The organism is Nonomuraea sp. NPDC049421, assembly GCF_040677005.1.
Classification (GTDB): domain Bacteria; phylum Actinomycetota; class Actinomycetes; order Streptosporangiales; family Streptosporangiaceae; genus Nonomuraea; species Nonomuraea salmonea.
In genome coordinates, this window is the sequence record NZ_JBFAQA010000015.1 from 9,830 (window position 1) to 21,601 (window position 11,772).

9 protein-coding genes and 1 pseudogene are annotated in these 11,772 nt (G+C 72.1%); 7 read left to right on the plus strand and 3 right to left on the minus strand.

The window, feature by feature from the left end; translation table 11 throughout:
* Positions 1-52: 52 nt before the first annotated feature.
* The 6 genes from AB0K18_RS25050 to AB0K18_RS25075 all read left to right on the plus strand — a co-directional run bounded on the left by AB0K18_RS25050 (position 53) and on the right by AB0K18_RS25075 (position 8,416).
* Positions 53-1,363, plus strand: coding sequence for an MFS transporter (locus tag AB0K18_RS25050; RefSeq protein ID WP_364918349.1), 1,311 nt, complete (start codon positions 53-55; stop codon positions 1,361-1,363).
* The gene (locus tag AB0K18_RS25055) at positions 1,350-3,377 is read left to right on the plus strand and encodes a molybdopterin oxidoreductase family protein (protein ID WP_364918352.1); all 2,028 of its coding nucleotides are present in this window, start codon (positions 1,350-1,352) and stop codon (positions 3,375-3,377) included. The genes AB0K18_RS25050 and AB0K18_RS25055 overlap by 14 nt, the downstream gene beginning before the upstream one ends.
* Positions 3,374-4,768 carry an FAD-dependent oxidoreductase gene (locus tag AB0K18_RS25060; RefSeq protein WP_364918355.1) on the plus strand — a complete coding sequence of 465 codons (1,395 nt, stop codon included), beginning with the start codon at positions 3,374-3,376 and terminating at the stop codon, positions 4,766-4,768. The genes AB0K18_RS25055 and AB0K18_RS25060 overlap by 4 nt, the downstream gene beginning before the upstream one ends.
* Positions 4,765-7,191, plus strand: coding sequence for a nitrite reductase large subunit NirB (gene nirB / locus AB0K18_RS25065; protein ID WP_364918358.1), 2,427 nt, complete (start codon positions 4,765-4,767; stop codon positions 7,189-7,191). The genes AB0K18_RS25060 and nirB overlap by 4 nt, the downstream gene beginning before the upstream one ends.
* On the plus strand, positions 7,188-7,586 hold the full coding sequence (gene nirD / locus AB0K18_RS25070) for a nitrite reductase small subunit NirD (protein WP_364363460.1): 399 nt from the start codon (positions 7,188-7,190) through the stop codon (positions 7,584-7,586). The genes nirB and nirD overlap by 4 nt, the downstream gene beginning before the upstream one ends.
* A gap of 302 nt (positions 7,587-7,888) precedes the next feature.
* Positions 7,889-8,416, plus strand: a complete 528-nt coding sequence (locus tag AB0K18_RS25075) for a nuclear transport factor 2 family protein (protein ID WP_364918361.1) — start codon at positions 7,889-7,891, stop codon at positions 8,414-8,416.
* 155 nt (positions 8,417-8,571) lie between these two features.
* On the opposite strand, the gene AB0K18_RS25080 is transcribed toward AB0K18_RS25075, so the two are convergent.
* The gene (locus tag AB0K18_RS25080) at positions 8,572-8,826 is read right to left on the minus strand and encodes a hypothetical protein (RefSeq protein WP_364918364.1); all 255 of its coding nucleotides are present in this window, start codon (positions 8,824-8,826) and stop codon (positions 8,572-8,574) included.
* Positions 8,827-9,144: 318 nt separating this feature from the next.
* Between AB0K18_RS25080 and AB0K18_RS25085 the strand changes: the two genes are divergently transcribed.
* Positions 9,145-9,849: a hypothetical protein gene (locus AB0K18_RS25085; RefSeq protein ID WP_364918367.1), complete on the plus strand. Its 705-nt coding sequence runs from the start codon at positions 9,145-9,147 to the stop codon at positions 9,847-9,849.
* Between the two features lie 147 nt (positions 9,850-9,996).
* On the opposite strand, the gene AB0K18_RS25090 is transcribed toward AB0K18_RS25085, so the two are convergent.
* On the minus strand, positions 9,997-10,656 hold the full coding sequence (locus tag AB0K18_RS25090; RefSeq protein WP_364918370.1) for an FCD domain-containing protein: 660 nt from the start codon (positions 10,654-10,656) through the stop codon (positions 9,997-9,999).
* Positions 10,657-10,717: 61 nt separating this feature from the next.
* Positions 10,718-11,761, minus strand: a pseudogene (locus AB0K18_RS25095) (ADP-ribosylglycohydrolase family protein).
* Positions 11,762-11,772: the final 11 nt, after the last annotated feature.

The window sequence follows — 11,772 nt, forward strand, 5'->3', positions numbered from 1 at the left end:
AATGAGCCCTTCCTACCTTGGGGATCCCGGACGCCGAGCGTAGGAGAGGTCGATGGCGCGCTGGATCGCCGAGTGGCACCCCGATGACCCAGCCTTCTGGGAGAGCTCAGGCCGGCGGGTGGCCCGGCGCAACCTGGTCTTCTCAATCGTGGCCGAGCACCTCGGCTTCACCGTGTGGACGCTGTGGAGCATCGTGGCGACCAGGATGGGGTCGTACGAGTTCTCCACCGACCAGCTGTTCTGGCTGGTCGCCCTGCCCAACCTGATCGGCTCCGTGCTGCGGGTGCCCTACACGTTCGGCCCCGCGAGGTTCGGCGGGCGCAACTTCACCGTGGTCAGCGCCGCGCTGCTGCTCATTCCCGCGGTGCTGCTCGGTGTCGCGGTGAACAACCCGGCCACGCCGTACTGGCTCTTCCTGGTGATCGCGGCCCTGGCCGGGCTGGGTGGCGGGAACTTCGCCTCCAGCATGGCCAACATCACCTACTTCTACCCCCGCGAGAAGCAGGGCGTGGCACTCGGGCTGAACGCGGCGGGCGGCAACGTCGGCGTCAGCTCCGTGCAGCTCGTCATGCCGCTGGTGATCGGCTCGCTCGGGCTGGCCGCCGCCGGATGGTTCTGGATCCCGTTCATCGTGGTGGCCGGAGCCTGCGCGTTCTTCTTCATGGACAACCTGACCAGCGCCAAGGCCGACCCGCGCGAGCAGTTCGCGGTGGCGGGCAAGGCGCAGACCTGGGTCATGTCGTTCCTCTACATCGGCACGTTCGGCTCGTTCATCGGCTACTCGACGGCCTTCCCGCTGCTGAGCCAGAACCTGTTCCCCGACGCGCCGTACGCGGCGGTCGCCTTCGTCGGGCCGCTGCTCGGCTCGCTCATCAGGCCGGTCGGCGGCTGGCTGGCCGACCGGCACGGCGGCGCCCCCGTCACGCTGTGGAACTTCGCCGCGATGGGCGGCGGCGTGCTGCTGGTCTGGCTGGCCGGCACGGGAGGCAACTTCTGGCTGTTCTTCCTGGCCTTCCAGCTGCTCTTCGTCACCTCGGGCGTCGGGAACGGCTCGACGTACCGGATGATCCCGGCCATCTTCCAGGCCAAGGCCGTGGCCGAGCGCGGCGAGGGCGAGGAGGCCCTGCTGTACGGCAAGCGTCAGGCCAGCGCCGCCATCGGCATCATCTCGGCGGTCGGGGCGCTCGGCGGGTTCCTCATCAACCGGGCGTTCGGCATGTCGTTCGCCGCCTCCGGCAGCCCGGCCGCCGCGTTCCTCGCCTTCGGCCTGTTCTACGCCTCCTGCTTCGCCCTGACCTGGTGGTGCTACATGCGCACGGTCGGCGTCAACGTGGTGGCGAGCCTCGCTCATGCCAGGGTCTGACGTGACGGCGACGCACTGCCCGTACTGCGCGCTGCAGTGCGGCATGAGGATCGGACCCGGGCCGGCCATCAGCCCGCGCACCGACATCCCGGCCAACGCACCGGGAGCGCTGTGCCAGAAGGGGTGGACGGCGGGTGAGCTGCTCACCAGCACCGAGCGCCTGACCACCCCGCTCCTGCACGGCGAGCCCGTGGACTGGGACGTCGCGCTGGACTACGTGGCCTACCGGCTGTCCGCCATCCGCGCCGAGCACGGCCCCGACGCCGTGGCCGTGTTCGGCGGCGGTGGGCTGACGAACGAGAAGGCGTACTCGCTGGGCAAGTTCGCCAGGGTCGCGCTCGGCACCAGCCAGATCGACTACAACGGCCGGTTCTGCATGTCGTCGGCCGCCGCCGCGTCCATCAGGGCGTTCGGCATGGACCGGGGCATGCCGTTCCCCGTCACCGACCTCGCGGAGGCGGACGTCGTGCTGCTGGCCGGCGCGAACGTCGCCGAGACCATGCCGCCGTTCGTCCGCCACCTCGACGGGCCGCGACTCATCGTCGTCGACCCGCGCCGCTCGCCGACCGCCCGGCTGGCCTGGCTGCACCTGCAGCCCACCCCGGGCACCGACCTGGCGCTCGCGCTCGGGCTGCTGCACATCGCGGTCGCCGACGGGCTCGTGGACGAGGCGTACGTGGCCGCGCGGACCACCGGCTTCGACGACGTACGGACCTCGCTGGCCTCCTGGTGGCCCGAGCGGGTCGAGCGGATCACCGGGGTGCCCGTGCACCAGATGCGGCAGGCGGTCAGGGCGCTCGCCGCGGTGGAGCGGGCGTACGTCCTGACGGGACGCGGCGCCGAGCAGCACGCCAAGGGCACCGACACGGTCACCGCGTTCATCAACCTGGCGCTCGCGCTCGGCCTGCCCGGCACTCCGGGCTCCGGGTACGGCTGCGTGACCGGCCAGGGCAACGGCCAGGGCGGCAGGGAGCACGGGCAGAAGGCCGACCAGCTGCCCGGCTACCGCAAGATCGACGACCCGGCGGCCCGCGCGCACATGGCCGGCATCTGGGGCATCCCGGCCGAGGACATCCCGGGGCCTGGGCGGTCGGCGTACGAGCTGCTCGACGCGCTGGGCACCTCTGAGGGGCCCAGGGCGCTGCTGCTGTTCGGCTCGAACCCGATCATCTCGGCGCCCGCCGCCGAGCACGTCGCCGAGCGGATCGGCTCCCTGGACCTGCTGGTGACCTGCGACTTCGTGCTGTCGGAGACCGCCGCGCTGGCGGACGTGGTCTTCCCGGTGACGCAGTGGGCCGAGGAGACCGGCACGATGACCAACCTGGAGGGCCGGGTGCTGCTGCGCCGCAAGGCCCTGGACCCGCCGCCGGGGGTGCGCAGCGACCTCGACGTCATCGCCGCGCTCGCCGAGCGGCTCGGCCACACCTTCGGGACCGAGCCGGTCGAGGTCTTCGACGAGCTGCGCCGCGCCAGCGCGGGCGGTCCCGCCGACTACTCCGGCATCACCTACGAGCGCATCGCGGACGAGACCGGCGTGTTCTGGCCGTGCCCGTCGGAGGAGCACCCGGGGACGCCGCGGCCGTTCCTCGACCGGTTCGCGCACCCTGACGGGCTGGCCAGATTCGTGCCCGTCCAGCACCGGCCCGCCGCCGAGGAGATCGACGCCGACTACCCCGTCTACCTCAGCACCGGCCGGGTGCTGGCCCACTACCAGAGCGGCGCCCAGACCCGCAGGATCGCGCCGCTCGTCCAGGCCGCCCCGGAGCCGTACGTCGAGCTGCACCCCGACCTGGCCGACCAGCTCGACATCACGGCGGGGGACGTCGTCCGCGTCAGCAGCAGGAGGGGCGAGAGCAAGGCCGTGGCCAGGATCAGCGACGCCATCAGGCGCGACACCGTGTTCATGCCCTTCCACTGGGAGGGCGCCAACCGGCTGACCAACCCGGCACTCGACCCCACGTCGAGGATGCCGGAGTTCAAGGTCTGCGCCGTCAGGGTGGAGAGGGACTCATGAGGCTCGTCGTCGTGGGCAACGGGATGGCCGGGTCGCGCCTGGTCAGCGAGGTGCGCACCCGGGACCCGCACATGAAGATCACCGTGTTCGGCGCCGAGGCGTGCCGGCCCTACAACCGGATCCTGCTGTCCAACGTCCTGGCCGGCAGCTCCCGGCCCGAGCAGGTCCGCCTGGTGGACCCCGCCTGGTACGACGCCCACGACGTCGAGGCCGCGTTCGGCAGCCCCGTCGCGCACGTGGACAGGGAGACCAGGCACGTCGTGACCGAGGACGGGCGGCGCGAGCCGTACGACCTGCTGGTCCTCGCGACCGGCAGCGACGCGATCGTGCCGCCGATCCCCGGCGTCGAGCGGGCCATCCCCTTCCGCACGCTGGGCGACTGCGAGCGCATCCTGGGCGAGGCCGAGCGGGCCCGTACGGCGGTCGTGATCGGCGGCGGGCTGCTCGGCGTCGAGGCCGCGCGCGGCCTGGCCGGGCGCGGCCTGCCCGTCACGCTGCTGCACCTGGCGGGCCACCTGATGGAACGCCAGCTCGACGTGGAGGCGGGCGAGGTGCTCGGCGAGACGCTCGCCGGGCTGGGCGTGCACATCCGCACCGGCGTCAGCGCCGCGGGCATCGAGGACGACGGCGTCAGGCTCGACGACGGCGAGCTGGTCGAGGCCGACCTGGTCGTGCTGGCCTGCGGGGTGCGGCCGGTCACGGGCCTGGCCGCCGACGCCGGGCTCGAGGTGCGGCGCGGCATCGTCGTGGACGACGAGTTGCGCACCGACGACCCGTCGATCTTCGCGATCGGCGAGTGCGCCGAGCACGACGGCACCGTGTACGGCCTCGTCGCCCCCGCCTGGGAGCAGGCCACCGTGGCCGCCGAGGTCATCACCGGCGGCAAGGCGCTCTACCGCGGCTCCCGCCTGGTCACCAGGCTCAAGGCCAAGAGCGTCGAGCTGGCCGCGATGGGCGAGACCCAGCTCGGCGAGGAGCACGCCGAGGTGGTGCGCTTCAGCCACCGCGCCCGCGGCACCTACAGGAAGCTCGTCATCAGGGACGGCCGCCTGGTCGGCGCGATCCTGCTGGGCGAGAGCGACGCCGTCGGCACCCTCACCCAGCTCTTCGACCGGGGCGGGCCGCTGCCGGGCGACCGCGCCGGGCTGCTGTTCCCCGGCCTCGCGGCGGCGCCCGTGGCCGGCAGCCCGACGCTGATGCCGGACGCGGCCATCGTCTGCCGCTGCAACAACGTGACCAAGGGCCGGATCAGGGCGTGCTGGGAGGCCGGCGCCCGTGACGTGGCCGGAGTGGCGGCCTCGACCAGGGCCACCACCGGATGCGGGACCTGCCGCGACGCCGTGGAGGGCATCGTCGGCTGGCTGTGCGAGCAGGAAGGGATCTCCGTGTGAACAGGATCGTCGTCGTCGGGTACGGCCCGACCGCCCACCGGCTCGTCGAGACCCTCACGAGCAGGGGCTTCAGCGGCAGCGTGACCGTCATCGGGGAGGAGCCGCGACCGGCCTACGACCGGGTGCACCTGACCTCCTACCTGAACGGCACCTCGGCAGAGGACCTCACCTACACCGTGCCCGGTGGCGTCGTCACCCGGCTGAACACCCGGGTCACCGCCATCGACCGGCAGGCCAGGCAGGTCACGCTCGCCGACGGCGGCAGCGAGCCGTACGACGTGCTCGTGCTGGCCACCGGCTCCGCGCCGTTCGTGCCGCCGGTGCCCGGCGCCGAGCACGCCTTCGTCTACCGCACCATCGAGGACCTCGACGCCATCAGGACCGCCGCCAAGGACGCCGAGCAGGGCGTCGTCGTCGGCGGCGGGCTGCTCGGCCTGGAGGCCGCCGACGCGCTGCGCGCGCTCGGGCTGAAGACCCACATCGTGGAGATGAGCCCCTGGCTGATGCCGCGCCAGGTGGACGAGGGCGGCGGCTCGGTGCTCAAGTCGCACATCGAGGGGCTCGGGCTGACCGTGCACGCCGGCGCCGGCGTGCAGGAGATCGTGCACGCCGGCGGCGAGGTGAGCGGCCTGCGCAAGCCCGACGGCACGCTGATCGACGCGCAGGTCGTGGTGTTCTCCGCGGGCATCAGGCCGCGCGACGAGCTGGCCAGGGACGCCGGCCTGGAGGTCGGGCCGCGCGGCGGCATCGTCGTCGACGCCGCCATGCGCACCTCCGACCCCGCCGTCTACGCCGTCGGCGAGTGCGCGCTGGCCGGCGGCATGGTGTACGGGCTCGTCGGGCCCTGTCAGACGATGGCCGAGGTGGCCGCCGACCAGATCATGGGCGGCACGGCCACGTTCGGCGGCGCCGACCTGTCCACCAAGCTCAAGCTGCTCGGCGTCGAGGTCGCCCAGTTCGGGGCCATGGAAGGGGCGCTCGACGTCACCTACCTCGACCCGGTCGCCGGGATCTACAAGAAGCTGTTCATCAGCGACGACGCCCGCACCCTGCTCGGCGGCATCTGCGTGGGCGACGCGGCGCCGTACACCTCGCTGCGGCCCTTCGTGGGCAAGGAGCTGCCCGCCTCGCCGTCGGACCTGCTCTTCTCCGGCGCGGGCGCCGGGCTCGACCTGCCGGACGACGCCCAGGTCTGCTCCTGCAACAACGTGTGCGCCGGCGACATCCGCACCGCCATCGCCGACGGCTCCGCCACCGACGTGCCCGCGATCAAGGCGTGCACCAGGGCCGGGACGACCTGCGGCAGCTGCGTGCCGATGCTCAAGCAGCTGCTGGAGAAGTCGGGCGTCGAGGTCAGCAAGGCATTGTGCGAGCACTTCACGTACTCGCGGGCCGAGCTGTTCGACATCGTACGGGTGCGCGGCATCACGACCTTCTCCGAGCTGATCACCCAGCACGGGCAGGGCCGCGGCTGCGACATCTGCAAGCCCGCCGTGGCCTCCATCCTCGCCTCCCTGCACAACGGGCACGTGCTGGAGGGCGAGCGGGCCGCGCTGCAGGACACCAACGACGCCTTCCTCGCCAACATCCAGAAGAACGGCACGTACTCGGTCGTCCCGCGCATCCCCGGCGGTGAGATCACCCCCGACAAGCTCATCGTGATCGGCGAGGTGGCCCGCGACTTCGGCCTCTACACCAAGATCACCGGCGGGCAGCGCATCGACCTGTTCGGCGCCCGGGTCGAGCAGCTGCCCGAGATCTGGCGGCGGCTCGTGGACGCCGGGTTCGAGTCCGGCCACGCCTACGGCAAGGCCCTGCGTACCGTGAAGTCCTGCGTCGGCTCCACCTGGTGCCGCTACGGCGTCCAGGACTCCGTGGGCATGGCCATCGCGCTGGAGCTGCGCTACCGCGGCCTGCGCTCGCCGCACAAGCTCAAGTCCGCCGTCTCCGGCTGCGCCCGCGAGTGCGCCGAGGCCCGCTCCAAGGACTTCGGCGTCATCGCCACCGAGCAGGGCTGGAACCTGTACGTCGGCGGCAACGGCGGCTTCAAGCCCCGCCACGCCGACCTGCTCGCCAACGACCTCACCACCGACGAACTGCTCAGGACCATCGACCGGTTCCTGATGTTCTACATCCGCACCGCCGACCGGCTGCAGCGCACCGCCGCCTGGATCGAGTCACTGGACGGCGGCCTCGACTACCTACGTGAGGTGATCATGGAGGACTCGCTCGGCATCTGCGCCGACCTCGACGCCCAGATGGAGCACCACATCGCCACGTACACCGACGAATGGGCCGCCACCCTGGACGACCCCGACAAGCTGAGCAGGTTCGTCAGCTTCGTCAACGCGCCCGGGGTGCCCGACCCGTCGATCGTGTTCGCCAGCGAGCGCGGCCAGATCAAGCCGGTGATGGCCCGATGAGCTGGACCACGATCTGCGCCTACGACTCCCTGCTGCCCGAGCGCGGCGTCTGCGCCCTCGTCGAGGGCACGCAGGTGGCCGTCTTCCGCACGTACGACGGCGAGCTGCACGCGCTCGGCAACCTCGACCCGTTCAGCGGCGCGTACGTGCTCTCGCGCGGCATCGTCGGCACCAGGAAGGGCGAGCCGACCGTCGCGTCGCCGCTGCACAAGCAGGTGTTCTCACTGCGCACCGGCCGCTGCCTGGACGACCCGGGCGTCTCGGTGCCGGCCTATCCGGTACGCGTGAACGCCCTCGGCCACGTCGAGGTCACCCTGGAAGCCGCACCGGAAGTCACCCGGGAAGAGCCCGCCTACGCGCTGGCCTCCACGGCGGGCGCCTCGACCGGTGGGTAGACGTGGGGGCTGCGATGCGCCACCGGGAGCACGCAGCGCCGTCCTGCTTCGACACTGTCGCAGCGTTCGGCGTCTTCGCGCTGGGGGAGGGGTTCGGCGTTCGCCAAGATTCGCGGCACTGTAGGCACGCTATCGGCGCTCTCCGGCCCGCTGGTATCAGGACGGCAACGATCGAACCTCTGACGCGTCTCTCCCTGATCCGTTAACCGTTACCGTCCGGACCACCCCGACCAGGTAAAGGCGTCGTGCGGAGTGCCTAAACCCCGCATTCGCCACTCATCGGCGGGGGCATCAAAGCGGCCATGAGCAAGATTTCTCAGCGCAGGGCACTCCTGCTGGCCGCGATCGTCCCCGCCCTCCTGGTTGCGGGCTGCTCCGGCAACACCCAGGCCATGAAGGGGGCGGCCAGCCCCACCGACATGGACTCCATGGCGCCCGACACCTCACCCGACGACTCGGCCTCGCCGGGCGACACCGCGGGCGGCGGGCAGGCGGAGACCGCCGTCCAGGGCTTCTTCGACGCGCTCAAGTCGGGCGACGTGGACCAGGTCACCGACACCTTCGCCGACGACGCGGTGGTCCTGCTCGCCGGGCAGCCCACCGCCGAGGGCGGCGAAGCCATCAAGTCGCTGTTCCAGAAGCAGCTCCAGGGCGGCAACGGCATGAAGCAGGCCACCCACACCATCGACGAGACCCGCACCGCCGGCCCCGACGACGCCATCGTCAGGGCGACCAGCAAGCAGGGCGACAACAACATGCGCGAGCTGTTCGTGCTCACGAAGGAAGGCGAGGAGTGGAAGATCTCCCAGTTCATGAACAACAAGGGCTGACGAGGTCGGTGACGCCCTGACGGGGGTTGTCGAGGGCGGGGGAGGCGGCGGGTCGCAGGCGACCGGCCGCCGACCAGACCCGCCCCCGGCCACCGGCCATCGGCCGTTGACCGGACCCGCCACTGCCCAGCGCGGTGGGCGCCGGAAATATGCGCTTATTCGAGTTGATGATGTGGAGTATCGCCGGGAATGCGGGGGCTGATGCGGCGCTGGTCCACCAGCGCGAGGTAGACCGCGAAAGCACCCCTCGTCCACGCGTCGGCCTGCTGTGGAGTGAGCCTGATCTCCTCGCCCTCGTGCGAGACGAGCATGTAGCAGCCCGAAGGCAGGCGTCTCCAGGCCACCAGCACGTTCTCGTAGACGAGCACGTCGAGCATCGCGGTCAGATAGTCGCGTCCCGAGGCGGACACGGCGCCAAGCCTCCTCGCTCCCCGCCGAATTCTCGCCCTCGCCCTCTTGAATTCCATTGTGCGTGCCCCGGTCGGGAAATGTGTGCACCCTTGTCAGGAAATGTCGCCCGCTGATGACGCGACCCCCAGAACCTCCGGCACTCCTGCGGTGTATGCACACCGGAGGTGACTTTCATGCGAAAGACGATGGTCGCGTTGGCGGCCCTGGCACTTGCGGCGGCCCCGGTCCTGGCACCGGTGCCGGTGCCGGCATCCCAAGCGGCATCCCAGACGGCATCCCAGGCCGGAACCCAAGCGGGGGCCCGTGGGGGATGGGCGGTGACGTACCTCGATCCGGTGCCGGGGCGGTTCGAGGCCGGGCACACGTACACGGTGGGGTTCTGGGTGTTGCAGCACGGCACCCATCCGTTCGAGGGCGTGCTCGACCGCGTCGGGCTGCGGCTCACCCGGGCGGACGGCCGCAGCGTGACGTTCGAGGCCACGCCGCTGCCCGAGGCGGCGCACTACGCGACGTCCCTGGCGGTGCCGCGCGGGGAGTGGAAGGTGGAGGCGCTGCAGGGCTGGTTCCCGCCGTACGAGGTGGGCGTCCTGAAGGTCCCCGGAAACATGCGCGTCGCGCCCGTGCCCGCCGAGATGGTGGGAGGCCGGCGTACGGAGGAGCGCTGGGGCGCGATCCGGCCCCCGAAGGTCGTCCCCGGCGAGGTCCCCACCTTCGTCCCAGCCTCTCCCGGCCAACTGGCGACGGCGCCCAAGCCAGGAGCGCCGACCTCGCAAGAGGCAGTGCCCGCGAACGGAACAGCGGCCGGAACCGGCGGTGAGGCGGCTGGGACAGGTGGCGACGCGGCCAAGGCCGGCGCTCAGAGCGCGGTCACCAGCACCGGGATCCCCGCCTACACCCTGCTGCTCGCCGCCGCCGGAGGCGCGGCACTCGCCGCGGGGGCGCTGTGGCTGACGGCCCGCCGCCGACGCCAGTCCCCCGACCCACCGGCGGACTCCTCCACGGACACCCTTGCCATCCCGTGACGAAGGCACCGCGCGCCCGGGACGCGACCACGTTCCGGGCGCTCGCGCGCGTGCCTGACGCAGAAGCGGGCCTGTCCCCGGGCAGTTGCGGAGCCGTGTCCGGCCTGTCCGCGCCCCTCTCCCGAAACCGGCCGCGTCGCTGAGGGGTCAGAGGTCGCGTTCCTGTTTGTCGAGGAGGGCGATGGAGACGGCGACCGCTTCGGCGGGGTCGCGGTTCTCGATGGCCTTGAGCAGCTCGGCGTGCCAGGGGTCAGGGTCGAGGGCCGCCTGCTCCTGGTCTCTGACGCTGTCGCGCAGGGCCGCGCTCATACTGCGGTAGAGGTCGCCGAGGAGGACGTTGTGCGCGGCCTCCGCGACGCTCAGATGGAAGGCCACGTCGGCGTCGGCGAACCCGTCGAGGTCGCCCGCCTGGGCGGCGGCGTCGCGGCGGGCCAGCGCGGCGCGCATCGCGGCCAGGTCGTCGTCGGTGCGCCGGCCCGCCGCCAGCCGGGCGGCGACGAGGTCGAGGCCGCGGCGTACGTCGATGATGTCCATGGCGGCCGCCGTGTCGAGCCGGCGGCGCAGGGCGACCTCGGACTCGTCGGTGGCGGTGACGTACGTGCCGTCGCCCTGCCGGGTGTGCAGCAGCCCCGCGTGGGCCAGGACGCGTACGGCCTCGCGTACGGACAGCCGGCTCATGCCGAGGCTCTCCGCGAGGCGGCTCTCCGACGGGATCTTGGTGCCGACCGGCCACACCCCTTCGGCGATCTCCCGGCGGAGCTCGGCGATGGCGGCGTCCACGAGCGAGGTCCGAGCGACGTTACGCATCCACCTTCTCCTCAACGGCTGACGCCCACCACCCTAGATGCTGCGGGGCGGGGGCCGACGATCACCCCGGGGTGGCGACGAGTTCGGCGGCCAGCCGTTCGATCGTCTCGCGGCCCTCCAGCGGACGCAGCCAGGCGGCGGGCAGGGCGGCCCTGCCGTACAGGGCGCCGACGAGGTTGCCGCACACCGAGCCGGTCGAGTCGCTGTCGCCGGAGTGGTTGACCGACAGCAGCAGGGCGCGGTCCACCTCGGGCTCGGCGAGGGCGCAGTAGACGCCGATGGCGAGCGCCTCCTCGGCCACCCACGCGCCACCGAGCGACTCGATCGCCTCGGGGGTGGGCTGCCCGGCCGCGGCCAGCTCCAGGGCGGCGTGGAGGGCGGCCGTCGTCTCCTCGTGGCCGGGGTAGGTGGCCAGGAGGGCGAGCGTGCGGCGTACGGCGGGCTCCAGCGCCTCGCTCGCCATGAGCTGCGCGACGATCGCCGCGAACGCCCCGGCGGCGAGGTACCCGGTCGGGTGCCCGTGCGTGATCTGCGCGCACACCGCCGACAGCTCGAACGCCTCCCGCACCGCCCGCTCCCCGCTGTCGGCAGGCGCCTGATGGGCGAGGGCGGCGAGGAGGCCGAAGGGGGCGGAGCGCATCACGGTGCCGCAGCCCTTGGAGCCGGGGTTCACCGGGCCTGGTTCGCCCCACGCGGCCGGGCCTGGGAAGGGCCGGTGCAGGCCGGACAGGCAGGCGTTGCCGGGGGCCCGCCGCGAGTACAGCCAGCCCTCCTCGCGCAGCCGTCCGGTGTGGTGCGGCAGGCTCGCCGGGGGCGGCGCCTAATGGTCCTGCGTGTCCAGCCATCGCAGATAGGCCGCTCGTACGGCCTCCACATCCGCAGAGCCACCATCGGTCAGGAGGCCCTCGACGGTGAAGAGGGTCATCTGGGTGTCGTCGGTGATCAGGCCGGCCTTACCCCGCCAATCCGTGACGTAGTCGCTGACGCCCTCTTCCCCGTACGCCCTGCGGATCTCCCGCAGCGACTGGAACTCGATCGGCGCCCCCAGCGCGTCACCGATCGCGCCGCCCAGCAGACAGCCCAGCACCCGATCCAGAACATCCATAGTGGGATCTT